The organism is Cobetia sp. L2A1, from assembly GCF_009796845.1.
In the GTDB taxonomy this organism is placed as follows: domain Bacteria; phylum Pseudomonadota; class Gammaproteobacteria; order Pseudomonadales; family Halomonadaceae; genus Cobetia.
Genome location: NZ_CP047025.1, coordinates 852,267 through 877,677 on the forward strand (window position 1 = coordinate 852,267; position 25,411 = coordinate 877,677).

21 protein-coding genes are annotated in these 25,411 nt (G+C 57.8%); 7 read left to right on the forward strand and 14 right to left on the reverse strand.

The annotated features are described in order from the left end of the window. The first annotated feature begins 58 nt into the window (after window positions 1-58). A complete protein-coding gene (locus tag GQR90_RS03690) occupies window positions 59-1,012 on the forward strand; it encodes a Nudix family hydrolase (RefSeq protein WP_158772931.1) in 954 nt (317 codons plus the stop codon). A 100-nt stretch (window positions 1,013-1,112) separates the two neighbouring features. Here GQR90_RS03690 and yacG read toward each other — a convergent pair whose 3' ends face one another. The 5 genes from yacG to pilB form a co-directional block, all read right to left on the reverse strand. Next, window positions 1,113-1,358, reverse strand: a complete 246-nt coding sequence (gene yacG, locus GQR90_RS03695; protein ID WP_158772932.1) for a DNA gyrase inhibitor YacG — start codon at window positions 1,356-1,358, stop codon at window positions 1,113-1,115. 72 nt (window positions 1,359-1,430) lie between these two features. Next, window positions 1,431-2,063 carry a dephospho-CoA kinase gene (gene coaE / locus GQR90_RS03700; protein ID WP_158772933.1) on the reverse strand — a complete coding sequence of 211 codons (633 nt, stop codon included), beginning with the start codon at window positions 2,061-2,063 and terminating at the stop codon, window positions 1,431-1,433. Continuing rightward, entirely contained in the window at window positions 2,060-2,857 is a 798-nt protein-coding gene (locus GQR90_RS03705) for a prepilin peptidase (protein WP_158775288.1), read from the reverse strand. Before GQR90_RS03705 ends, coaE begins: the two co-directional genes overlap by 4 nt. A gap of 160 nt (window positions 2,858-3,017) precedes the next feature. Further along, a complete protein-coding gene (locus tag GQR90_RS03710; RefSeq protein WP_158772934.1) occupies window positions 3,018-4,256 on the reverse strand; it encodes a type II secretion system F family protein in 1,239 nt (412 codons plus the stop codon). A 238-nt stretch (window positions 4,257-4,494) separates the two neighbouring features. Then, complete coding sequence (gene pilB / locus GQR90_RS03715; protein ID WP_158772935.1) at window positions 4,495-6,231, reverse strand: type IV-A pilus assembly ATPase PilB; 1,737 nt, start codon at window positions 6,229-6,231, stop codon at window positions 4,495-4,497. A 598-nt stretch (window positions 6,232-6,829) separates the two neighbouring features. Between pilB and GQR90_RS03720 the strand changes: the two genes are divergently transcribed. Beyond that, window positions 6,830-7,294: a pilin gene (locus GQR90_RS03720; RefSeq protein WP_158772936.1), complete on the forward strand. Its 465-nt coding sequence runs from the start codon at window positions 6,830-6,832 to the stop codon at window positions 7,292-7,294. A 79-nt stretch (window positions 7,295-7,373) separates the two neighbouring features. Here the strand turns inward: GQR90_RS03720 and GQR90_RS03725 are convergent, their stop codons facing one another. From GQR90_RS03725 to GQR90_RS03750, 6 genes are all read right to left on the reverse strand, one after another. Then, the gene (locus tag GQR90_RS03725; RefSeq protein WP_158772937.1) at window positions 7,374-7,676 is read right to left on the reverse strand and encodes a hypothetical protein; all 303 of its coding nucleotides are present in this window, start codon (window positions 7,674-7,676) and stop codon (window positions 7,374-7,376) included. Between the two features lie 62 nt (window positions 7,677-7,738). Further along, a complete protein-coding gene (locus GQR90_RS03730) occupies window positions 7,739-9,031 on the reverse strand; it encodes a cation diffusion facilitator family transporter (RefSeq protein WP_158772938.1) in 1,293 nt (430 codons plus the stop codon). A gap of 123 nt (window positions 9,032-9,154) precedes the next feature. After that, complete coding sequence (locus GQR90_RS03735) at window positions 9,155-10,714, reverse strand: ABC transporter permease subunit (RefSeq protein ID WP_233266418.1); 1,560 nt, start codon at window positions 10,712-10,714, stop codon at window positions 9,155-9,157. Beyond that, the gene (locus GQR90_RS03740) at window positions 10,704-11,504 is read right to left on the reverse strand and encodes an ATP-binding cassette domain-containing protein (protein WP_158772939.1); all 801 of its coding nucleotides are present in this window, start codon (window positions 11,502-11,504) and stop codon (window positions 10,704-10,706) included. Before GQR90_RS03740 ends, GQR90_RS03735 begins: the two co-directional genes overlap by 11 nt. A 4-nt stretch (window positions 11,505-11,508) precedes the next feature. Further along, window positions 11,509-12,390: a putative selenate ABC transporter substrate-binding protein gene (locus tag GQR90_RS03745; protein ID WP_158775290.1), complete on the reverse strand. Its 882-nt coding sequence runs from the start codon at window positions 12,388-12,390 to the stop codon at window positions 11,509-11,511. 230 nt (window positions 12,391-12,620) lie between these two features. Next, window positions 12,621-13,478: a MurR/RpiR family transcriptional regulator gene (locus GQR90_RS03750; RefSeq protein ID WP_158772940.1), complete on the reverse strand. Its 858-nt coding sequence runs from the start codon at window positions 13,476-13,478 to the stop codon at window positions 12,621-12,623. A 376-nt stretch (window positions 13,479-13,854) separates the two neighbouring features. Between GQR90_RS03750 and zwf the strand changes: the two genes are divergently transcribed. The 3 genes from zwf to GQR90_RS03765 are packed head-to-tail and all read left to right on the forward strand — an operon-like array spanning window position 13,855 to window position 16,763. Further along, entirely contained in the window at window positions 13,855-15,345 is a 1,491-nt protein-coding gene (gene zwf / locus GQR90_RS03755) for a glucose-6-phosphate dehydrogenase (protein WP_158772941.1), read from the forward strand. A 1-nt stretch (window position 15,346) separates the two neighbouring features. Further along, window positions 15,347-16,051, forward strand: coding sequence for a 6-phosphogluconolactonase (pgl, locus tag GQR90_RS03760; RefSeq protein WP_158772942.1), 705 nt, complete (start codon window positions 15,347-15,349; stop codon window positions 16,049-16,051). 49 nt (window positions 16,052-16,100) lie between these two features. Next, complete coding sequence (locus GQR90_RS03765) at window positions 16,101-16,763, forward strand: bifunctional 4-hydroxy-2-oxoglutarate aldolase/2-dehydro-3-deoxy-phosphogluconate aldolase (protein WP_158772943.1); 663 nt, start codon at window positions 16,101-16,103, stop codon at window positions 16,761-16,763. Window positions 16,764-16,943: 180 nt separating this feature from the next. Here GQR90_RS03765 and GQR90_RS03770 read toward each other — a convergent pair whose 3' ends face one another. The 3 genes from GQR90_RS03770 to GQR90_RS03780 are packed head-to-tail and all read right to left on the reverse strand — an operon-like array spanning window position 16,944 to window position 22,046. Next, entirely contained in the window at window positions 16,944-17,981 is a 1,038-nt protein-coding gene (locus GQR90_RS03770; protein ID WP_158772944.1) for a ketopantoate reductase family protein, read from the reverse strand. A gap of 26 nt (window positions 17,982-18,007) precedes the next feature. Then, a complete protein-coding gene (locus GQR90_RS03775) occupies window positions 18,008-20,083 on the reverse strand; it encodes a DNA topoisomerase III (RefSeq protein WP_158772945.1) in 2,076 nt (691 codons plus the stop codon). A 58-nt stretch (window positions 20,084-20,141) separates the two neighbouring features. Then, window positions 20,142-22,046, reverse strand: coding sequence for a hypothetical protein (locus GQR90_RS03780; RefSeq protein ID WP_158772946.1), 1,905 nt, complete (start codon window positions 22,044-22,046; stop codon window positions 20,142-20,144). 267 nt (window positions 22,047-22,313) lie between these two features. Here GQR90_RS03780 and GQR90_RS03785 point away from each other — a divergent pair, with 267 nt between their 5' ends. Both GQR90_RS03785 and GQR90_RS03790 read left to right on the forward strand, forming a co-directional pair. Next, window positions 22,314-23,273 (forward strand): homocysteine S-methyltransferase family protein, encoded by a 960-nt coding sequence (locus tag GQR90_RS03785; RefSeq protein WP_233266419.1) that lies wholly within the window; start codon window positions 22,314-22,316, stop codon window positions 23,271-23,273. 120 nt (window positions 23,274-23,393) lie between these two features. After that, the gene (locus GQR90_RS03790) at window positions 23,394-25,241 is read left to right on the forward strand and encodes a YecA family protein (protein WP_158772947.1); all 1,848 of its coding nucleotides are present in this window, start codon (window positions 23,394-23,396) and stop codon (window positions 25,239-25,241) included. The last annotated feature ends 170 nt before the right edge of the window (window positions 25,242-25,411 follow it).

Here is a 25,411-nt window from a genome sequence, read left to right on the forward strand (position 1 = left end):
GGCTCTGTCCTCTGAGGGCAGGGTCGGTTGTACAACGCGAGTCAAAGGTACAGGCATCATGCCGAAGCGAAGGGTTCATGTGGCGGCTGCCGCCATCTTAAACGAACAGGGCCAGGTCCTGATTGCACGCCGTCCGGCGACGGCGGATCAGGGCGGCCTGTGGGAGTTTCCGGGTGGCAAGCTGGCACCTTACGAAACCGGACTGGAAGCGCTCAAGCGTGAACTGTGCGAAGAGCTGGGGATCGAGATCATACGCGCTCAGCCACTGATCCGTATTCACCATGAATATCCAGATAAGCATATTCTGCTGGATGTGTGGGAAACCCGTCAGTTCAGTGGCGAACCGTTCGGGCGCGAAGGGCAGGCAGTGCGTTGGGTAGAGATCAAGGATCTCTACAATTACGCCTTCCCGGCGGCTAACTTGCCGATTCTACGTGCTGTCGCACTGCCGCGTGAATATCTGATCACGCCCGAAGAAGCGGATGAAGCCATCTTCGAGACGCGCCTGATTCGTGCGTTGGATGAAGATGGTGTGCGCCTGGTTCAGTTGCGTGCCAAGACACTCGATGAGGCGGCTTACATCGCACGTGCAGAGAAGGCGCTCGCCGTCTGTCATGCACGCGGTGCACGTCTGTTGTTGAATGCAGAGCCGGCGATGCTGAACAAGGTCGACGCCGATGGTATCCACCTGACCAGTGTTCGGTTGGCTGAACTTGCGGAGAAGGGAGTGCGTCCGATTCCGGAGAACAAGTGGCTATCGGCTTCAACGCATGATCAGCAGCAACTGGATCAAGCGGGGCGAGTCAGCTGTGATTTTGTCTCTCTGTCGCCACTGCGTGTCACTCCATCGCACCCAGAGCGTCCGCCGTTGGGCTGGCATGACTTCCAGAGCCTGGTCGAGCAAGCCTGTATGCCCGTCTACGCCCTTGGCGGTATGTCGCGCCATGATAGTGATCACGCTCGCGCGGTCGGAGCTCAGGGTATTGCGTCGATCCGTGATTTCTGGAAGTGAGATTGATCCTCTGATCGATGTCACTTGATGTAAAAAAGACCGCCAAGGCTAGCCTTGGCGGTCTTTTTATTACCTGCTGTTCACGGCGATGAAGGCGACGTCATTGCTGATTCAAGTCTCGCTCCATCCTTGCGACCATCTCGTCGATGCTGGTCTCGTCCATGGCCATTTCACCCGCGATGCGATGGGATTCATCCGCCCATGCACCAAGGTCCAGCAGGTGGCAGCGCTTGCTGCAGAAGGGCCGAAATGTGCTTTCGGGTCCCCATACGACGGGAGTACGGCACTGAGGGCAGGCGACCGTTAACGGCGTGCCGGTCTGTTGAGATGAAGAGGAGTCAGACATGGGAAACATCCTGAAGCGGTGAATGATGGGAATTCAATCGACTGGCATGCAGTAAGGCGAGTCGTCACAGGTTCAAGGCGATACCTGTGCCAGCGCGCGATAGCGAGCATCAAGCGCGATGACCTGCTCGCGTAACTGCGTCTGTGTCCCTGCATTGTCGACCACATCACACGCCTTGGCTAGCCGTGTTGCACGTGGCAGCTGTGCGGCGAGAATGGCGCGCACCTGTGTTTCGCTGACGCCATCGCGCTGTAATGTGCGTGCCAGTTGCACCTCTTCCGGTACATCAACCACCAGGCAGCGGCTTACCAATGCGTCTTGCCCAGACTCGAAGAGTAACGGCGATACCAGCAAGCGGTATGGGCCAGTCATGGCCGCCAGATGCTGCTCGATGCGTTCGCGAATACGCGGATGCGTGCAGCGCTCCAGCCATTGGCGTTGTTCGGGGGCGGCGAAGATGCGCTCGCGTAGCGCCGCACGATTCAGCTGGCCGGCGCTGTCGACTATCTCATCACCGAAATGAGCGATGATCTCGCCCAGTGCCAACTCTCCCGGGCGAACAATCTCGCGCGCAATATCGTCGGCATCGACCCATTGAATGCCCAATTCACCAAACAGACGCGCGACACTGGACTTGCCACTGCCGATGCCGCCGGTAAGTCCGATGATCGGGCCTTGGTTGATCGTATGATGTCGTGTAGTCATGCGCCGATGACACTGAGGTAGAGACTCATCAACGGCGTGCCGAACAGTAGGGCGATCCAACCGGCAACGGCGAGATATGGCCCGAAGGGCATCGGCGCACCACGCAGGCGGGGTACCATCAGTTGCAGCAGAATGCCGAGAACTGCGCCAAGGCCGGCTGACAGAATCAACAGCAGCGGTAGCCACTGCCAGCCCAGCCAGGCACCGAGCGCACCAAGTAGCTTGAAGTCACCGTACCCCATGCCTTCCTTGCCGGTAATCAACTTGAACAGCCAGTAGAAGCTCCACAGCACCAGATAGCCGGCCATGGCACCGACAACAGCACTGGAGAGCATCAACGGCTGGAACATCAACTGATAGGCAAGGCCAGCCCACAACAGCGGCAGCGTGATGGCATCGGGCAGCAGCTGGGTACGAAAATCAATGACTGACAGGACAAGCAATGTCAGGCAGGCACCGAAGATCCACAGGCTCTGCATGTCGAGGCCATAGATGAGGGTGATGGCCACCGCCAGGGCGCCACCGGCAAGCTCTACCAGCGGGTATTGCGGACTGATGCGTGTGTTGCAACTCGCGCAGCGGCCACGGCGCTTCAACCAGCCCAACACCGGGATATTGTCATGCCAATGAATGGGCGTATCACAGCCGGGGCAGCGTGAGGCCGGTACCAGTAAATTGAAGCGCGGATTCTCCTCTGTCTCGAGTTCCAGCGCCTCGCGGGCTTCGTCGCGCCATTGGCGCATCATCATGACCGGTAAGCGTGTGATCACGACATTCAGAAAGCTGCCGACCATCAGGCCAAAAACGCCCGCCAAGCAGACCTGAAGTGTGAGAGGGAGCTGGGCAAGTAAATCCACGTAAAATCCTTGTCAGAAAATGACTTGGCCGCGTTACTTTTGCATCGCGGCCGATAGAGATAGATCTAGAGGTAAGCTTGAACCACAAATCAACGACTCATATTGCGTTGCCGAGTTCGAAGATAGGCAGGTACATCGAAACCACTAGTCCACCGACTATTGTGCCTAGCACTACAATGATGAAAGGTTCCAGTAGCGACGTCAGCGCATCGACCTTGTTGTCGACATCTTCTTCATAGAAGTCCGCTACCTTGTTGAGCATGGCATCCAGAGAACCTGATTCCTCACCAATCGCCACCATCTGCACCGCCAATGTCGGGAACAGTTGAGTATTGCGCATGGCAAAGTTGAGCTGCTGGCCAGTAGAGACATCTTCCTTTATCTGGGCGATCGCGCGCTCGTAGACCTTGTTGCCTGAGGCTCCAGCAGCGGTATCAAGCGATTCTATCAGCGGTACACCTGCCTGAAACGTCGTCGCCAGTGTTCGCGAATAGCGCGCCACGGAAGACTTGTCCAGGATATCGCCCAATACGGGCACTTTGAGCATGAATTTATGAGCGGCATAGGCGAAGTTATCAGAACGTTTCATGCCTTGGTTGATCAAGAAAACCGTCAGTAACGCAGCGCCTAGCGCGATATACCAATAATCTTGCGCATATCCGGATAGCCTTACCGTTAACTGGGTGAAAGCGGGTAGTTCGGCACCAAAACCCTGAAATAGACTTTCAAACTGCGGAACAACCTTTATCAATAGAATCGCAGTGACACCAATCCCGACACAGATGACGGCAATAGGGTAATAAAGCGCCTTCTTGACGCGAGCCTTGAGAGAATCAATCTTCTCTTTATAGGTCGCGACGCGATCAAGCATCTTGTCCAGCGCGCCTGCCTGTTCACCGGCAGCCACCAGGTTGGTAAATAGATTGTCAAAATGTTGCGGATGCTTGCGCAGTGCCTCGGAGAAACTGGTGCCTGCGCCAACCTGATTCATCAAGTCCTCGACCAGATGGCGCATGCCAGGACTTTTCATGCTCTCGGCTACAATGCCAAAGGCTTGCAGTACCGGCACACCGGCACGAATCATGGTCGCCATCTGGCGCGCGAACATCGTGACGTCCTTGCCGCTAACCTTCTTGCTACCCCCGAATAGTGTTGACTTCTTGCGCAGGCGCTTGACGACGATGCCCTGACTGACAAGCGTATTCTTGACGAGATCGACATTGGCTGACATCAATTCGCCCTTGACGTTCTCGCCACGGGTATTTTTTCCCGACCATTGCCAGGTTTCAATGCCTGCCTTTTTTTTCTTGTGCTTGGCAGTTTTGATTGTTGCCATATAAGTTATCGTTCCCTGGTAAATGGGCAGTATCCTTTCAGCCTCGTCAAGCTCGCAGTACACATTCAACATGTTTCATGGCGCACTAGAGATACGCGTCATCCCGTACATGTGAAAAGAGCATGCCTGGGAGTGTGCTGATCAATACATCCTACCGCTAATCTGTCTCATGGCAGAAGAAATGCTAGTGTCGTTCACACATCTTGACCTCAGTCTGAGGTAATGATCATCGAGAGCTTCAGTCCTTGGTAATGCGGTTGACCTCTTCAAGTGACGTCATGCCAGCCATTACCTTGCGTAGCCCGCTACGCCTTAGATCAGAAAGCCCTTCCTTGCGTGCCTGATCCGCCAATTCGATTGCACTGCCTTCACGCATGATCAAACGACTCATCTCATCCGAGATAGGCATGACTTCATAGATACCCACACGCCCCTTGTAGCCAAGTGTGCATTGACTGCAACCGACTGGGCGATGAATGGTTGCGCTCTCAAGCTCCTCAGCGCTAAAGCCGTTCTCTGTACTGAAACCCATCGATACCAGAGCTTCAGGAGGAATCTCGGCAGGTTGACGGCAGTGAGTACACAGACGGCGGGCCAGTCGCTGCGCGATGATCAGCGAGACCGAACTGGCAATATTGAAGGGCGCTATGCCCATGTTACTGAGGCGTGTCAGTGTTTCTGGCGCCGAGTTGGTATGTAGCGTGGACAGTACCAGGTGACCTGTCTGTGCCGCTTTGATGGCTATTTCGGCGGTTTCCTTGTCACGAATCTCACCGACCATCACCACATCAGGATCCTGGCGCAGGAAGGCACGCAAGGCCGAGGCAAAATCCAGCCCGATCTTGGGCAGTACATTGACCTGATTGACGCCTTCGACCTTGAGCTCGACCGGGTCTTCCGCGGTCGAGATATTGCGCTCAGCGGTGTTGAGGATATTCAAGCCGGTATAAAGGGTGACCGTCTTGCCGCTACCCGTTGGCCCAGTGACGAGAATCATCCCTTGTGGTTCATCCAGTGTCTTCTCGAACATGGCGCGCTGTTCAGGCTCGAAGCCCAGAGCCTCAATCCCCATCTTGGCAGAGCTAGGGTCGAGAATACGCAGTACCAGCTTTTCGCCATACACCGTTGGCAAGCTATTGACGCGGAAGTCGATGGAGCGCGACTTGGAAATTCGCAGCTTGATGGCACCATCCTGCGGCAGGCGTCGCTCGGCGATATCCATCCGCGACATCACTTTCAGGCGTGCCGAAATACGATTACGCATGTTGAAGGGCGGTCGTGTGTTCTCGATCAGCATGCCATCGATGCGGAAACGAATACGATAGGTGGATTCGTAGGGTTCGAAGTGGATATCCGAGGCGCCACGCTTGATGGCATCGAGGAGTACCTTGTGAACGAAACGCACGACCGGGGCATCATCACTATTAGCTGTGATGGCATGATCATTACTTTTATCTTCCTCGTTCTCAAATTCAAGATTATCGAGTGCCTCGCCTTCCTCGCCGAGCATATCCATGGCGCTTTCTTCGCCAGCCTCCAGATATTGCTCGAGGGCAGGTGTCAGTTGGTCGGCAGCGACCAGTACGCTCTCGATTGACAGTCCGGTGGCGAATTGCAGCTCATCAAGATGTGTCAGCGTCGAAGGCGAGGGCACACCCACTGTCAGGCGATGCTCGCGGCGATAAAGGGGCAGTACGCCTAACTTGCGCAACACCTTCTCAGGAAGCTCGTCTATAGAAGGGAGAGAGTCGATACGCAGCGCATCGATATCTACATAGGGCAGGCCGTACTCCCATGCCGCCGCCAAGGTGGCTTCACGTGCCGGTGCCAAGCCATGCGTAATCACATGTAGCAAGAGGCTTTCTCCGGCCTCGTTGGCTTCCTGCTCGGCAAGCTTGGCAGCCTGAGCCTCCAACAAGCCAGCCTCGACCAGGCTAGCGGCAAACCCTTTAAGCGTGTGATTTGTCTGAGGCATGGAAATTTCCTGTTCCGTGTCCTTGCGCTTACCTGGGAAGGTATCCCCGAAGAAGCTTGCCTGACCTCACAGCACTCGCCTTGCTTTCAAGGCGTGAAAAGCCTGTGCTGATAGAGAGTTGATACTGACCTGATGCTGCTGGCCTCTTGCGATCAGTGTAGCTCGAAAGCTTTCTATCAGAAATGCTGCTGTGAGATTGATTCTCCCCTGGTCGATACCAGGACTCTGGTATCGGTGGTGGTGGGAGCGTGGTGCGCTAAACGTTGAATATATAGTGCACCCAGAGGAGAAAGATTTTTTGGCGTTGCTTGCAATGTCACTGAGTGTAATCTATTGTAACAACCAAGCAGCCGTCAGCGCCGCCAGAGTAGCGTCTTGCGACATGGCAATGGCACCTAATCTGTGGCTGTGGTATCAATCGTCCCGTCCGGTCGATACCCCGTGATATCAAAATGTTATGCTAATAATATGATGTGTGGATAATAGCTAAACGCAGACACAGATCATGACAAATAACATTATAGGCATCAGGGAACGTAACCGGGGTCTCAGGACGCACGACCTGATCTCACTACGCAAACGCAAGGGAGTCATACACATGACACGCAAGCAATCTGGTTTTACATTGATCGAGCTGATGATCGTTGTGGCGATTATCGGTATTCTGGCCGCTATCGCTATTCCCCGTTATCAGGATTATGTTGCACGCTCTCAAGCGACTAGCGCATTAGCAAGCTTGCGCGGTGTTCAGACCACCGCTGAAGAAGCGATTCTACGCGGTGAAACTCCAGCGCTGACTGATGAAGTTGCGGATGGACAGCTGGATATCGGTATTGCTTCAGATGAACTTGATTTAGGTACTATTACCTTAGCAGCTCCTGAGGGAGGTGAAGCCGGTGAGTTTGAACTTGTAATGGTCTTTGATGGAGAAGTTAATCCACGTTTATCTGTGGCCGGTGAAAATGAACTTGGCCTTTATCGTGACGAAACTGGTCGCTGGTCTTGCTCAGGCAGTATCCCTGATGATTTTCTCCCTCAGAATTGTGATGTTGCAACAGAATAACAATATTGACATGGATCGACATTAAACATCCTATAATAAAAACCGCCCCGAAGGGCGGTTTTTATTATATTGGAAACCATCAATACAGCGCTTCTTCTTCTTCTACTACATCCTTCAGTAGTTCCAGGAATAACTTATCCGCATCAGAGTGTTCTGCCGGATCTTCCGGAATATGAATGCTGGTAGTGTCGGACACTTCGTTGGCGATGATGGCCAGCATCTGCGCTTCGCTTTGGCCCTGTTCTGCCCCTTCCTTGAGGCGCGCCCGCGCCACCACCAGCGACTGTTCAAGTATCTTCGGGTCTTGCAGCAGCTTGCGAATGAAGCCTTTCAGCTCATTGATGATACGAGTCTTGTGCATTTCGCCGGATGCATTGCTCATGGGCGTGCTCCTTGATGATCGAGTGTTGTCGTGACTGATATATGTTCAGTGTAACGCAGACTTCAGCGCGTGGGAGTAGGCGAAATGGCACTGAGCTCGAGGTTTCCAAGCCAGTCAATATCGGCTGTCAGGCGCTTCATTTCGCTTATCTCAGTGTTGCGTATGCCCGCATTTCGGTAACGTTCCATTGCTGTCTCGGCATCATTTTCCAATACGTCCAACACGATATCCACATGCGGTGAGGTCGTGATGGCCGAATCAGGCATGGATGACGCTGCTGGCTGCTGTTGATGTTGGAAATAATGCAGTGTCATGCCGCTACGCGCGTGCCACAGCGGTTGCAGCTGCCAGCGCTCATCCAGCATGGCGATGATCTCACTGCGCAGTGGCAGTGGTTGGTGAGAGGGCGGATGAGGTGAGTCGGCCTGCGTCAAATGGGAGTCGTCTTCAGGGTCTATGTGATAAAGCACATCACTGAGCTGAGGGAATTCTCGCTTGAGGCGTGCCACCGCATGGTGGCCGATGGCATGTCCTTCGGAGACGCTGATGCGCGATGCCACCAGCAGATGCACTTCCAATACGATACGTCCGGCGAGTGTTCTGCTACGCAAGTCATGTACACCGCGAACTTCCGGCAGGGTGAGTAAGCACTCACGAATCTCGTGTTGTTGTTCACGCGGCAGCGCGGTATCGATCAGCTCACGTGAGGCCTCCCAGGCCAGTGACACGCCAATCTTGCCCACCATCACGCCGACCACGATGGCTGCGATACCATCCAGCCAGCCGGCACCCAGCTGCGTGCCAATCAGGCCCACGAGTACCGCGACGGTGGAAAGTGCATCACTACGCGAGTGCCAGGCATTGGCTTCCAATAGTTTGGACTTCTGGCGATGGGCGACCTTGAGCGTAACGCGAAAGATCCATTCCTTGCCGATCAATGAGATGACGGCAATGCCGATGCCCAGTACGCCCGGCAGCGGGGCTGTCAGCGTGCCGAATATCAGCGCCCAGCTACGTAGGATCCCTTCCCAGCCAATCGCGCCGGCAACGGCCAGCAATAGACTGCCGAGCACCAGGGTGCCGAGTGTCTCAATGCGCTCATGCCCCCACGGATGCGAGTGGTCTGGCGCTTGACGGCCGTAGTGAGTGGCCACCAACACGAAGGCGTCTGTCACCAGGTCCGATAGTGAATGAATGCCATCGGCGATCAACGCCTGTGAGCCGACCATCTTGCCGATGATCAGCTTGGCGACCCCCAATATGCCATCCAGCACTGCCCCGATGAGTGTGATGCGCTGGGCTTCACGCTTGGCGCTGGCCTTGAGTGCCGAATCTGTTTGAGTCGAAGAGGGCATGTCGGTACTCGCAATCAGAGGCGGGTATGCAGGCTTCGGTGGCAGGTGTTTTTCTGCGGCACAAAAGTGAGTGTTGACTTACGTGGTATCGCTTTTCATGCGCCATGCTGTCGAGTCCGAGCACTAGCGGACACAGCTGTCTTCCGAGATGTCACTCTTCGGACGTAGGCGGCGCGCGAGGCTATCCACGGCAATATTGAGTATTGCGGTTAACAGCAGCAGCGCAAATGCCTGATCGAACATCATGTACTCGAAGCTCGAATCAATATGGAAGCCCAGCGTTGCCACACCAAGCATGCCGAGTATCGCCGTCTCGCGGATAATGGTTTCGGCGCGGTAGAACAGCAGCGCGAACATGCCCGGCGCGACGCGTGGGTTGAGTTCGTACAGCCAGCACTCCAGACGTCCTTGCGGCTTGCTGAGAGGCAGCTGAATCTGATTGGCATGACGAGCACACAGGAAAGCGATGATGGCCCCGTTATGCAGTGACAAAGCCAGCCAGGCGGGGAGTAGAGATGGCCCAAGCAGCAGCAGCAGGATAAAGGCGAGCATCAGCTCTGGCGTGGTGCGCAGGAAGATCAGCACGCCGCCAGTGGTGCGTTGGGTGAGCCGATTGCCGACATGACGGCTGGCCAGTGGCCACAGTGCCATGGCGATCAGCAGGCTGCCCGCCGTACCCAGCAGGCCAAGCAGTAGCGTATTGCCGAGCGCTGGCAGCAAGTGCGGGAGATGTTCAGCCCACTGGAGCATGCCTGAGAACAGTTCTCCGGAGGCGATCGTCTCCAGTGAGGCGTTGACGAGCGGTGCCGGCCAGATGTCGTGGCTGACAAAGCGCCACAGAAGTGCAGGATTGACGTCGGGCCATGGCCCCAGCCACCACAGGCTGGCGATAGCCAACACCGGCAATAGGCGACGATGACCCCACCACGGCAGCGTGGCAATCAGTAGATAGAAGATCCACAGCAGTGCACCGGCCTCATGATAGCGCCCTTCACGGAAGGCGCTTTCCAGATAGAAGCCCAGTGTCGGCAGGCCAACGAAGCCCAGCAATACGCTGGCGCGCAGCGCGCACTCAAAGCGATAGCGGGTGTAGCTGGCCAGTCGCGGCCACGCCATCGGTAGCTCGGCATAGACGAAACGCATCAGGCGTGAGGTGGCTGCAGGCAGTGCCTTGATCGGCGCCTGGGGTAGCTGTTCGAGTATCTCGGCGTAGACCTTGGCGAACGTCGCTGCGTAGGGAATCGTGATGGCAGCCAACGCCGTGACGGCGGATAGGCCGAAGACCTGCAGCAGCATCAGTGCCCAGAACAGTTCATGTATGGCTCGCAGGCCCGCACATGCGCCGCGCAGCAGTCGTGAGCGCGAGTAGACCAGTGCCAATGGCAGGCCTAGCAGCGCGCCCAGCAAGGTGCCCCACAGCGCGAAAGCGACGGTCAGGATCAGAGCATGCAGTGGCGATTCCAGCAGGCTGGGTGAAGGAGACACCAACCCCGCCAACATGCGGAGCAGCTCCTGCCACGGGTCACGTGAGGTAATCGAAAGATCGCCGAACGGTGCTAACACCAGCATGGCCAGAATCAGCCCCGCGCCTAGCCGCAACAGGCGAGCGCCTTCACTGCGCGCCTTCCACCAGGGCGGTGGTTTGGATGCGACAGGCGTAGCAGGGGAGATATCAGTGAGCATTGCGATGTTCTTGAGACACGTCTTGCTGAGCGAGCTTCTCGTCAGCCGACTCGCCAGACGACTCGTCGGGGGAGTGCGGGCCAGCACTGGATGCAGCGGGATACAGGCAGTCGAGATCCTGTAGCGTCAGCCCATCGGTCGAAATATCGAGCAGCACCGCACCGTGGCCTTCGCTGTTCTTGCCAAGGCCAATGACACGCGTGAAGTGAGTGAGTGCCAACTCACGCTGATGCAGTGCAACGATGCTGGTGGCATGTAGAGAGTGAATCAGCTCAATTAACTCACTGGCCTGATGCTGGTCGACACTGGCGACGGGCTCATCACCCAGGAAGAGTGCTTGTCCCTGATAAAGCGCCCGTGCGATGGCGACACGTTGGCGTTGGCCGCCGGAGAGTGCTTCAACTGAGCGCTCCATCAGCGATGCAATCCCCAGTGGTTCGCATAGCGTCACTACCGCCTGCCAATGAGCAGGCTTCGGGCGCAGTAGATTAAGCAGATTGGTCAGCCGTGAGTGCTGATCCAATCTCCCCATGAAGATATTGTGATAGACGGATAGCTGCGGAACCAGGCCCTGCCGCTGAGGGCACCAGGCAGCAGGCACCTGAGACATGTGCAATGCAGTGCGCAGTGCCTCAAGCAGCGTTGATTTCCCGGCGCCGCTTGCGCCCAGCAACGCGATACGTTCGCCTTGATGAAGGCGAACGTCGACGTCACGCAACACAATCTCGTCACCATGACCGAGATTGTGTTGCGTGAGATGTAGCAGAGGGAGGGGCGATGCTTGCGTCATGAGCTCAGCGCAACAGGCCGAGCTGTGCGCCCACGGTCTTGATGGGGGCGTAGTCGTCGTTGCTGGCAGGAATGAAGCCCGAGCGCGGGAAGCTTTCCAGCAGATCAGGATCTTTCATGTCCAGCAGTGCCTTGGTGACGTGTGCAGTGAAGTCAGCCCCAAAGCGCTTGTCGACATCGCCACGCAGAGTCCACTGGTAGTCCGGATAGCTTGGCGTCTGCCACAGCACCTGAACCTTTTTCGGGTCGACCTTGCCATCTTTCACTGCTGCGTCCCATACCGCAAAATTGACGGCGCCGACGTCATAGGTGCCAGCAGCCACGAGCGCGATGGTACGTGAGTGATCACCCGAGAAGCCGACGCGTGAGAACACTTCATCCGGGGCTTTCTGGAATTTCTCACGCAGATAATATTCCGGCATCAGACGGCCGGATGTGGATGTCTTGGCACCGAAGGTGAAGGTATGTCCTTCAATGGACTCAGGTAGCGCGTCGAGCGGTTCAGAGGCATCACCAGCCAGCTTCAGATCACGCCGGGCGATGAAGTAGCTGCGAAAGGCGGCATCTTCAGCACCCTGCGCTATCGCGACGGAGCCCGGCACCAGCTGGCGCGCCTGAACGCCCGTCAGCCCACCGAACCATGCCATCTGAATCTGGTCATTGCGGAAGGCACTGACGGCCGCGCTGTAGGACTTGACCGGAACGTACTCGACATCAACGCCAAGCTTCTCGGACAGATAGTCCGCGACCTTGTCAAAACGCTCGACCAGGCGTGACTCATCTTCGTCCGGAATGGCCGTGAACTTGAAGGAGTCGGCCTGCGCCTGACTGATGCTCACGGGGAGTGTGGAAAACAGGGTCAAAGCAGCAATGGCCAGCCAGCGCATGGAGACATCCTCGGAATTCACGACAATAGACGCCATGCAGCCTGTGCCACATGGAAGGTTTATGGCGCGTATTGTTGTGCCTAGTCTGCGTTGGTGCAAGCCCAGAGCAGTACTGAGGGATCACTCAAGATTACGTCAAGGACGGGTAGTGCGTTTTACCCACCGAATTGGCCGCCATGACAGCGCTATTCAGTGAGCGTGTGCGGCTGTTGTCACGGCTGAAACATCACTCACGATTCCAGTGGAAAGCGTGTGTCCTTGAGGCTGTCCTTGATCTTCTTGAGGTGCTGCTGAAAGTCCTCGCCACGCCGCAGTGTCACGCCGGTTGCCAGCACATCGATCAATGCCAGATGAATCATGCGTGATGTCATCGGCATATAGATATCGGTGTCTTCCGGTGCCAGCACTTCCAATACCTCGGTGCACTCACGGGCCAGCGGAGAGCCGGGGGCGGTGATGCCGAGTACGGCAGCGCCGTTGCCACGTGCCAGCTTGGCGATATCGACCAGCTCGCGGGTCCGGCCGGTGTAGGAGATGATCACGATGACATCGCCGGTATGGCAGGCCGCTGCCACCATGCGCTGCATCAGTACATCTTCATATGCTACAACGGGCAGATTGAAACGAAAGAACTTGTGCTGAGCATCTGCTGCCACTGGGCCAGAGGCACCCAGGCCAAAGAAGCAGATTTGCTTGGCTTGACTGAGATAGTCCACCGCACGCTCGATGCGCTTGGGGTCCAGTGCGCGACGGGCATCGTCGAGTGCCGCGACAGTCGCGCCGAGAATCTTGTCACCATAGGCCTCGGCGTCATCATTCTGTTCGACACTGCGTGATACATACGGCGTGCCGCCGGCCAGACTCTGGGCCAGCTTTATCTTGAAGTCCGGGAAGCCCTTGGCATCAAAGTTGCGGCAAAAACGATTGACGGTCGGCTCGCTGACCAGAGAGGCCTGCGCGAGCGCCGCAATGCTCATGCCTGTGGCCGCTGAGGGGTCTGCCAGAATGACGTCGGCGACCTTTCGCTCGGAGCGGTTGAGCTCGTCGAGACGTTCACGGATGCGGTTGATGAGGTCGTGTACAGCCATTCGCCTATTACCTTGCCATTGTGTAGTGAAATAACTACGTAATCTGGGCATCCTAGCCTCACTCGCCAGGTAGGCCAAGCATCCCTTCGATGCTGGCAGTGACGAGACGGATGCGAAGCCGACGTTTCCTACCCCTTTTAGGTAAGTTTACCTACTTGTGGGGCGATTTGTCTTGAGGATGCGCCGCGTTATCGCTACATTTGTTGTTAATATAACCAGCCATGTATCGCCAACGCCGTTCTGGTGTCCTGTGTCATTCGAGGTCATCTCTTTGTGTACTGCTTCTGCAGTCATGAGGGATTTCTTCAGGAATAACACGCCACTTCTCCGGTTCAGCTCGGCATGCAGGGCAGATTTGACGGGAGAAATCGGCGGCATGAGTTCCGACATCATTCCGGGCGTGGATATTGCCCTGTTCGGCGCCTTGGGCGACCTCGCCAAGCGCAAGCTATATCCAGCCCTATATCACCTCGATCGCGATGGCTTGCTCGACAAGTCAACGCGCCTCATTGGCCTTGCACGCCAGGACATCAGCCTCGATTCCTTCAAGGAAACCGTGGAGGCGGCGCTCAAGGAGCGCGTCAAGCCCGAGCATCTCGATAAGGACGCCGTTAAGCGCTTTCTCGCTCGGATTGGCTACGCTGCGCTGGATTTCAGCACGGTCGAAGGTTATTCCGCGATTGTCGATTGGCGTGTGGATGCCAAGGGCAAGCCCTTGTCGCGGCCGTTGCTGATCTATCTCTCTGTACCGTCACGTATCTATGGCGACATCAGCAGCAATCTGCAGACCGCTGGCTGTCTGGATGAGCAATCACGCGTCGTGGTCGAGAAGCCGATTGGCTCTGATCTCGAGAGTTCTGGTGAGGTCAATGACGCCATCGGTGCCGTATTTGCCGAATCGCAGATCTACCGTATCGATCATTACCTGGGCAAGGAAACGGTCCAGAATTTGATCGCGCTGCGCTTTGCCAACCCGATGTTCGGCAATCAGTGGAATCAGAATCAGATTTCCCACGTCGAAATTACCGTCGCGGAGAAGGTCGGGATTGAAGGTCGTTGGGGGTACTTTGACCAGGCCGGTCAGCTGCGTGACATGGTGCAGAATCACCTGCTGCAGCTGCTGTGCTTGATCGCGATGGATCCGCCATCCAGTCTGGATGCTGATGCCATCCGTGATGAAAAGGTCAAGGTGCTCAAGGCATTGCGCCCGATCACTGGCGAGCGCCTGAACACTGACTTGGTGCGCGGCCAATACATCACTGGCGCCGTCGATGGTCAGCGCGTTCCGGGGTATCTGGAGGAGGAGGGGGCGAATACCGAATCGTCGACCGAAACCTTCGTGGCCTTCAAGACCGAAGTCTCCAACTGGCGTTGGGCGGGTGTGCCGTTCTATCTGCGTACTGGTAAGCGCATGCCGGAGAAGATGTCGCAGATCGTCATCCACTTCCGTCAGCAGCCACACTATATTTTCGATCCGGACCAGCGCTCGCTGGCATCCAACAAGCTGATCATCCGCTTGCAGCCGCATGAAGGTATCTCCTTGCAGGTGCTGACCAAGGATCCTGGTCTCGACAAGGGCATGCGTCTGCGTCCTGGGCCGCTGGATCTCGACTTCAACAGCGCCTTCCCCAAGCGTCGAATTCCGGAAGCTTACGAACGTTTGCTGCTTGAGGTCATCAAGGGCCAGCAGTATCTGTTCGTGCGTCGAGATGAAATCGAACACGCCTGGCGTTGGGTCGACACTCTCATCGACGGTTGGGAATCACGTGCTGCAGCGCCGAGTCGCTATCCGGCGGGCTCCTGGGGTCCAGTGTCCTCTATCGCGATGATCACGCGTGATGGTCGTAGCTGGTATGAGGAGTATTGAGATGGCTGCTTCGATAACCACATCTCCTGTTGCCAACGACCCACGTCAGCAGACGGCCGAAGCACTGGCGGAGTATCTGGCCGCGGCGCTGACTACAGATCTCGCGGTTGATCCTGCTGTGCGGGCGCTGTTGGTCGTGTCGGGTGGTTCCACGCCCAAGCCGCTGTTTGCCGCCTTGCGCGACAAACCGCTGGACTGGTCACGCGTGGATATCACGCTGGCTGATGAGCGCTGGGTAAGTGAAGATGCCAGTGACAGTAATGCGCGCTTTGTACGTGAGCACTTGCTGACAGGTGCTGCGAGTGCGGCTACGTTTTATCCGCTGACCAATGCCGAAGCCGAGCCGGAAGCAGGTTGCGCGGAAGTGAGTGCTCGCATCGCGGCGCTGTCCTGGCCGGCCAGTGCGTTGATTCTTGGCATGGGCGGCGATGGCCATACGGCATCGCTGTTCCCTGATGGAGATCGTCTCGAAGAGGCGCTGGAAAGTCAGAATTGCTGCGTGCCAATGCGCGCCCCTAGCGTGCCGCAGCCACGTATTACGCTGAGCCTTGCTCGTCTACGCCAGACCCGCCGTACCGTGTTGCATCTAACGGGCGCTGACAAACAGGACGTGCTGTCGCGCGCTCTGGGTAATGTCGAGGCGGTTCGCGAGTTGCCGATTCGGGCCTTCCTGTCTGCGCCGTTGGCGTTGTATTGGGCCCCCTGATCATATCTGCCGCTGCCATCCATGCGCGCCGCGGCACAAGGAGAATGCCATGAGCTTTGAAAAACAGCTTCCGTCGACCCGCACTACCGAGATCGATAGCATCTGCCAGAAGGCTTCTGTGCTGCCGGTCATCGCCATCGAGCGTATTGAAGACGCTGTGCCGCTGGGCAAGGCCCTTTATGAAGGTGGCCTGACCGTACTGGAAGTTACCCTGCGCACGGATTGTGCGCTGGAAGCCATCCGCCGCATGCGTGAAGCACTGCCGAATGCCAGCATCGGTGCAGGTACCGTGCTGACGCCGGAGCAGTATCGTCAGGTCGAAGAGCTGGGTGTCGATTTCATCGTCACTCCGGGCACTACTGAAGCGCTCTATCAGTATGGCGTGACCAGCAGCGTGCCGATGTTGCCGGGCGTCGCGACCGTGTCCGAGCTGATGACGGGCTGGCAGTACGGCTATCGTCGCTTCAAGTTCTTCCCGGCGGAAGCGGCCGGTGGCGTCAATGCCATCAAGTCCTTCGGTGGCCCGATCAGTGAAGCGCGTTTCTGCCCGACAGGCGGCATCACACTGGATAATGCGGCTGAGTATCTGGCGCTCAAGAATGTGATGTGCGTTGGGGGTAGCTGGGTTGCACCGCAGAAGCTGATTGATGCCGGTGACTGGGATGGTATCCGTGAGCTGGCGCGTGAAGCGTCCGAGCGTTTCCATCACTAAGCGCTACTTGCCAGGTTTTTGGTTGATGATCTGAAGAATATTGGTTGCCCGCCCACTCATGACATCGCGTAGTGGCAGGCAACAAGTACTGCTCTCTCTCGACAGCTTGACTGTTGCTTGTGACCCGTCTCTCGCGAGGCGGGTCTTTTTTTTGTCTCTGGATCACGTAGCAGCAGGTGATCAGTTCAGCTCGCGATAGAGTTGGTCCAGCAACGGTAGCTGCAAGCCATATTGAGCGGCTGTCGAGCGTATTGGGCCGAGAATTGCCGCTATCTCGGTCGGCCGCCCGGCCAATACATCTTGCAACATTGAGGCGCGATTGTTGGCGGTGGTGCGAATCACATCATCAATCAATGCTTGCCACCCTTGGGGTGGCGGCGAGATCTGCTTGGCATTCAGTACGGCGCTTATTTCACTGACAGCCTGGCGTACCAGCAATGAGAAAGGGCGATCACGCAGTTGGCCATTGCGAATCCTGTAGCGCGCCACCAGTGGATTGATCGCCGCATTGATGGCCAGCTTGTGCCACAGATGCTCCTGCATGTTATCTGCGGTATTACTGCTGAATCCCGCTCTCGTCAGCCAGTCGATCTGTTGATGAGCGTCGACGATGGAGGCAGCTGACGCCATTCCAGTCGTTGCCCACGGGCCGAGCCAAGTCTGGCCATGACCTGCATGTTGAACCGGAAGTCTCTGAGGCGAGTGTGATTCCGGCAGCCAGGCGCCTTCTGTCGTACTGGCACATAGCAGGCCAGAATGCTGCTCGGCGAGCCAAGGTTGTGCGCTAAGGCCATTCTGCCAGCAGGTGATGGGTGTGCTGGAGGAGATATGCTGTTGCAGTGTTGCCCAGGCATCTTCCACCCCGTATGCCTTTGTGGTTATCCAGATCGCCATGGGTGTTTCTTTTGGTAGATACTCCATGCTGCCTATGCTTGAATTAGTTATCTTTTGGATAACTAATTCACCTGATGGCGTGGTCATCTCTATTGATGTTTCTTGGGAGGATGGTGCTTGTCTTCCGATCAATAGAATCTCGGGGAGCGATGACTTTCCCTGGGATGCGAGGTCGCCAGCGCGAGCACTTGCGATACGTACTGCCAGCAAGCGCCCGATGGCCCCGGGGCCGATAATCCACAACCGGCCGCCCCGAGGAGTCACCGCCTCAGTAGACTGACGGTGACGAGCAGTCTTCGTTTCAGATGAGGGAGGTGTTGTCATGTACGAGATCTCGAGGGGAGGCTGTGTCAGCTACTGCCTTTACGTCGTGAAGCGGCTGGTTTCTTGCGGGCACCCGAACTATCACTGCCACGTGCGGTAGCGGTGCCGCTTGATTTGCGCCGCATGGTTTTTCCTTTGCCCTTGTTGCCACGCGAGCCGCCTGCCTTGCGTGCCGCCGGTGTGGCACCGCCAACAGTCGCCAGCGCGGCGCTCAGGCGACTGGCTGAACTGTTAGCCAACAGGGCACGTAGATCTTCGATCAGCTCACTCAGGAAGGGCGCTGCCGAGTCGCCTTGCTCAAAGATCATGCTCAGGCGCTGTTCCCACAGCGCAGTACGTTCAGGGCGTGAGACGGCCTGAGGCAGGGCACGAATCAGCGCGCGACCAATGCGCGTTGAACACATTGCCTGTCCTTCGCGTACCAGATAGCCGCGATTGATCAATGTCTCCAGCATGCCGGCACGCGTCGCTTCGGTACCCAGCCCATCGACATCACGCAAGGTGCGGCGTACCGCATCGTCCTCGACATAGCGCGCGATGTTCATCATTGCCTGAATCAGACTGGCGTCATTGAAGGGTTCCGGCGGGCGTGTTTCCTTCTGCTCGATTCCACAGTCGATGATGCAGGCAGCTTCACCTTGCTGGAGCGCTGGCAGTGGCGTGGGCGGAGCGGTGTCCTGCGATTTGTTGTTCGGCTTGTCGTCTGCCTCGGCCGCGCGCTGGAATAGTAGCTTCCAGCCCTCATCAATGAGCGTACGCCCACTGGTTCGGAACGGCTCACCGGCAAACGTCAGCTCCACCTTGACCTCACGGTAGCGATGCGGTGGATAGAACTGCGCCAGCACATTACGCGTGATCATGCGGTAGAGATTGGCCTCATCACGGCTCAGGCGCGCGTAGTCAGGCTCACGCCCTGTTGGTGCCAATGCATGGTGGGCGCTGACCTTGGCGTCATTGAAGGCGCGGGAGCGCAGGCTGAAATCTGCACCACCACTGAAGCGCTCAAGCTCGCCATCGCCACTGCAGGCCGTGATCATGATATTGGCCATGCCCGCGTGATGCTCGCGGGGGAGATAGCGACAGTCGGAGCGGGGATAGGTGATCAGTTGATGGCGTTCATAGAGTGCCTGGCAGGTATCGAGCACCTTCTGTGCCGGCAGGCGGAAGCGGCGCGAGGCATCAACCTGCAATGCCGAGAGCGAATAGGGCAGCGGGGCGGGTTGCGACTTGTCGCTGGCGTCGACGCTTTCAACATGGCCATCGCCGAGGTTGGTCAAGGTCACGAGATGCCGAGCAAGGCGTTCAGCCGGGCGGCTATCCAGCAGGCGCCCTTTGTCATCCAGAGGCAGTGTCGTTCCCTTGGCCGCCAGCCGTGCCAACCAGGGCGAGCTTGGCGCATGCCACCAGGCTTTCAGGCTGCCTGACGCGACACCCGCCTCAATCCAGAGTGGGAAAAAGGCCCGTGGTTCGAAGTTCTCGATGTCCTCATCGCGACGTACCACCAGCCCCAGTAGTGGCGTCTGAACGCGGCCCACCGACAGCACGCCATCATGACCCGCCTGACGCCCCGTCAATGTCCAGGCGCGGGTCAGGTTCATGCCATAGAGCCAGTCTGCTCGCTGGCGGGCGAGTGCGGCTTCATACAGCGGCTGCCAGCGCTGATTGTCTTCCAGCTTGTTGAGTGCGCGCGTGACAGCGGGACGGTTCATGTCGCTGATCAGCAGGCGCTTGACCGGCCCGCGCCAGCGCATGTGCTCCAGCACTTCCTGCACCAGCAGCTGGCCTTCGCGGTCCGGGTCACCCGCATGCACGACTTCGCTTGCCAGCTTGAGCTGCTCACGGATGACCTTGAGCTGCCCGCGTGCCTGGCTGCGTGGTTTCAGCTTCCACTGATCGGGGACGATGGGCAGGTGATCCAGCGACCAGCGCTTGAAACGCTCGTCGTAGTCATCCGGCGGTGCCTGCTCCAGCAGGTGACCAATGCACCAGGTGACACGGGTCTCTCCGGCCTCGATATAGCCATCACGCTTGGCGCTGCGACCTGGCAGCGCTTCGGCAATGGCACGGGCAAGACTGGGCTTTTCGGCGATGATCAGACGCATCGGTCATCCTGAGGCTGCATGGTGATTCATACAGTATGCCGTCGGCGACGTGCGGGGATCAATCGTCGTCGAGGACGCGACGCGCCAGAACAAGCGCGCGATACCAGTCGCGATTGGCGGTCTGGATCATCGGCGGGCGATTGGACAGGTAGCTGATCGGGTGGTGGTCAGCCGGCTGGTAGTTGCTGAGCATGTTGAGGGTCGCTTCGCGAGCACCGAAGGTATCACGCAGGAATTCGATCGCGCGTGGCTCCAGTTCGACGCGATAGTGGCGCACGAGTGCAATGGCCAGTGACTCGGCAGTGCGCGATAGATCATCATCGATTTCACGCACCATGGCGCTGCCCAGTGCCGCCTTGGCGGCGGCCGACTGATTGGGTTCCAGCTGACCGAAGTAGGCAGCGTTGGAGCCATTGATGGCGCGCTGTACCGCGGGACGCGACAGATGTATGTGCGGTTCAAGCGCCAATGCTATCTCGATGGCCATCGCCTTGGCCTTGTCGACGCCCACGCGCAGTACCGTCTCGCGGGCCTGATAGGCGATTTCGCTGTCGACGCGCTTGATACGGCTCTCTTCCAGGTGGTCCGCTATGTGCTTGCAAACCTCGGCCTTGGCCTCGTCGTCCAGTGCGATGGTCTTTTCCTGAATACGCAAACCGCGACGACCGGGGCCGACTCTCAGGCGAGTGGCACTGTCTGACATCTGCGAGGTGATGTTCTCCCAGCGCTTGGACATCTTGAGGAAGACGGCGTGGCTGCGTCCTACCTGGTCATAGGCGTTGGTCACCGTCTTGTACAGGCGGATGGCGTTGGTGAGGATGTCGGCACGAGCGCGCAATACGGTGCGGTGCTCGCGGTCGCCTTCGCCCACGGCGATGGCCAGATGGGTCACTTGCTCGGCGAGTGCATCCATGGCTTGAGTCGAGCGTTGTAGCAGTACTTCGGCACGCAGGCCCGAAGCGGCATCTTCTACCAGCGTGCCGGACTCAGCCAGATAGATGGTCAGTGCCTTGAGGCGTGATAGCCCTGTGGCCTGACGAATGCGGTAGCGAGAGCGGGCATGCTCGAGGTTATCCAGCGTCCGGGCCAGTTTCCAGCGACCGCGATATTCAAAGTTGAGTAGCGGAATCTTGCGACCGCTGATCAGCTCGAAGGCCAGAATCAACATCTCTTCCACATCCTGCAGCGTCATCAGCAGATCGTTGTCCTGCTCGATGGCCGCCAGCACTCGCTCGATGAAGTTCTCGTCGCGTGGTACGCCCTTGTGCAGATCCGGTGCACGGCCTTCAAAGCGCTCACGCAGCAAGCCGATCGCTTCTGGTGCCAGCTCTGATAGTTCATTGAACTGCGGATCAAGCCATTCACGGTTCAGGCTGTTGATATCGCGGATACGCGCATGCAGACCGATACGACGATACACGTCAATCTGACTGATGATGCGGGCGGCATCGCGGTCATCCAGTAACTCCAGTGCCGCCAGCTCAACGCCTTCTGGTGCAAGGTCCTGTTTGCGCAGCAGCATGGCAGCTGCCTCACGACGGCGTGCATCACCCTCAAGGCTCTCGACGATCAGGTTGCGCGTGGCGAGGATCAGCTCCGGCACCGTGTCGATCACGCGCTCGATCTTGGCCTCGGTGCGGTCATAGCGACGTGAGCTGGTCAGGTTGTGCGCGATGTTGGCGATAATCCCCGCGACACCTGTGATCACGGTGTAGGAGATGAAGAAGATGTAGTTCTCGAAGGTGGGTTCTTTGCCATATCCGAGCAAATAGCCACCCCAGGCACCCAGCAGCGTCACGGGGCCTGCCGTCCATAGAATCTGCGTCAGGCTGACGGACCACGGTACGCGCTCTACCGCCTGAGTGATGCGGCGAATCTCGTCGCGGCCCTCGCGCTCAAGACGCACTTGTGGCGCATCATTGGCGGTGTTGATACGGGGGCGAAAAGGACTCGGCAACAGCAAGGCAAGGTTCCTTGATTCAGACAGGACATACGGGGAGGGAGGTCAATGGAGTGTTTCGTGACTGTCGTACGGTGATCAATGATAGCGCCGATAAGGTTGTCAGACGAAAGACGATGCTAACAGTAGCATTGGCCGACCTTTTTGCTCCAGTGAACTGCGGGCCGAAGGGGTATTGCGCATGCTAGAATTCTGTCCCTTGACTGGCCGCAAGGCCAGTGCTGACAAGTCATTGGTATCCCTTGGTCATCAAAAATCTCAGGAGGTTGTGTGGAACGTGTAGAAGGCGCTGAGGTTGGAGCGGAAACCGTCACAAGGTCTGGAACGGTCGTGTTGCTGGATGGCGGAATGGGCCAGGAGCTGATCAGGCGCAGCGGACGGACACCGACGCCATTGTGGTCGACCCAGATGATGTTGGACCAGCCCGAGCTGGTGCGTGATCTGCACCTTGATTTCATTCGTGCGGGTGCGCGTGTCATCACGCTCAATACCTATACTGCCACGCCGCAGCGCCTTGGGCTGGCGGGTGCGGGCGAACTCATCGAGACAGTTCACACAGCAGCAGCCAAGGCAGCGCGTGACGCGATTGCACTGAGCGGTGAGACAGGCATCAAGGTGGCAGCGTGTCTACCGCCGCTGGTAGCGACGTATCGACCGGATGTTGCACCGGGGTATGAGGTATCGCTGGAAAGTTACCGGACCCTGGTGGCGCTTCAGGCGCCACACGTCGATATAGTGCTCTGCGAGGCGATGTCTTCGTGTGATGAAGCCCGTGCGGCTGCCACGGCTGCGCTGGAAAGCGAGCTGCCGGTATGGGTCGCGTTGACCGTCAAGGATGACCAATCGTCTACGCTGCGCAGCGGCGAGCCGCTGGCGGACGCCGTCACGCTGCTGGAATCCTTGGGCGTATCGGCCATCTTGCTCAATTGCAGTGCGCCGGAAGCCATCGGGGAAAGTGTGCCGACACTACTGACCAGCACGCTGCCGGTGGGCGCCTACGCCAACGGTTTCACCTCCGTTGCAGCCTTGCAGCCAGGCGGGACTGTCAGTGAGCTCAAGGCCCGCCAGGACCTGGGGCCAGAGCAATATGCAGCGTTGGCGCTTGGCTGGGTGACTGCTGGTATCAGTATCGTCGGCGGCTGTTGCGAAGTCGGGCCGGCACATATCGCCTGTCTGGCCGAGCGCTTGAAGGCTGGCGGATACTCGATTGAATCGAGTCTCACGGCGTAAGCACTCGCTTGTCGGCAGATGAGGGGGAGAAGCTGTCATGATAGACTTCGCCTCCTGATTCGCAGGGCCCTGATGGGCGTTGTGCCTTTAGTCCTGTGAAACGTATTTTTTGGAGATGCCATGCTTGCTGAGTGGGTCGAACGGCTCTTGAGTTACGCCAGTGGTGCGCTGGAAGCCATCCGCGCAGATGAAACTTTTCCTGCCTTCATGCAGTGGGCGCATGCCGAAGGTCTGAATTACGTCGGTGGTGATGAAGCACTCGCCGTCGCGCTGGCGCCGGTGCTTTGGAGTCAGACACCACTGGTGCGCCTGAATTTTGCGTGCGAGTCGCTGGCGCCACCGAATCGTAATGAGCCTTGCTGGTGTGACTCCGGTCGCAAGTACAAGCAATGCTGCGACAAGGCTCAGTTACCGCCAATTCCGGATCATCTGATGTGGATGCTGTCGCTGCGCGAGTTCAAGGGTGAGCAACTCAAGGCGGCGCTGGCTTCCGCTCTGGCACCGGCGCAAGCACTGCTTGAAGCGGGATTGATCAGCGCCGAAGCGGGTAGTCGTGGTCGCGCTCAGCAGATCATGGAGTCGCTATTCGATACCAGTGACTGGTCGCGCCTTCCTGAGCAGGCTGAGCCTGGCTTCGAATTGCTGCTGGACCTTTACCAGGAGCGTGGCTTCACGCGCAAGAAAGCGCTGCTGCTGGATGAGGTGCTCGAACGTGGGCCTGCTTTCCTGCGTGGTGTCGCGCTGGAGCATCAGTGCCTGCTGCACCTCGACAGTGATGATCTTGGCTCAGCGCGGGCAGCCTTCATTCGCGCCCAACAGACGCTGCCGGATTCGCCGACGCTGGCCTATATCGAAGCCATGTTGTTGCTGCACGAAGGCCAGCCGGAAGAAGCGCAGGATCGCGCTCGCTTCTGGTGGCGACGTCTCTCCAAGCAAAAGGATATCGAACCCGGGCAGCTGGAGTTTCTGGCTGACCTGGCCGAGAACCCTCGCGCGACGCTAGCTGAGCAGATGGTCAATTCCGATGAGTCACTGTCGGACTCACTGGCCTCGTTGCAGGCGTTGTTCGAAGTACTGACACGTCCACCGCGCCTGGCATTGGACACACAGGAAGATGGCAGCCTGGTGTTCGGTCAGAATGCCGAGCAGGCCGTGACACTGGGCTTGTGGGAAGCGGTATTCCCGGCACGTATCGAAGAAGAGGCGGCATTGGCGCTCGATATCGACCCGTGGGAAACCCAGGACCCCAATGACTGGCTTCAGCAGCTGTGCGCCTGCCCGGAATGGTTGGATACTCCCGCCGTCTGCCAAGGCGTGATTCTGGCGCTGGCCAGTCGTTTCGGTAGCTTGCCGTGGATGTCTGATGCCTTCTTCGTGCCACTGGCGGTGCGCTTCGGCTACTGGCTTGACCAGATTGAAGAGGCCGGTGGCCTGCTGCGCTGGGAAGATGGCGACAATGCCCAGCTGCTGCGCTGTGGTCTGGGACTGGTCATTGGCATGGAGCGTGGCGAGCGTGAACGTTCGCGTCAGCTGGCGGAGCGTCTGCTCAAGCTCGATGAAGAAGACAGTCTCGGGCTGCGAGAGCTGGTGCTCGATCAGCTGCTGCGCGAAGGACGCAATGATGAAGCCATCATGCTGGCGGAGCATGATCTCGAGCGACGCACTGCCGACGAAGAGATGCCGCTGCTGGGTATCCTGATGGGGAAAGTGCTGGCGCTCTATCGCCTTGAACGTCTTGCTGATGCGCAAGAGGCACTGATCATCGTACGTGAGGCCAATGCCCATCTGATCAATCTGCTGTTGGCTGAAAACCCGCGCCCGGTGAGTCTGGTAGTGGATGCGCCAGAACCAGGTTCACGTGGTGAAGCCTGGCAATATCGCACGCTGATGCGCGATCAGTGGAAACGCAGTGATGGTGCCCTTGAATGGCTCGCCAAGCATCGACAGGACGTTGATGCTTCACGGTGACGAGTGATGCTTTGTAGAAGACGAAAAAACCCCGCAACGCTTCGGCGTTGCGGGGTTTTTTATGGCGAGGGCCTTAGTATTGAATCTGCCCCGTCCTGAATAGCGTTGACTCGTTCTGACTTACCTTTTGGGAGAGTGGGATGAACCTGGATAACCCTCCCGAAGAGTCC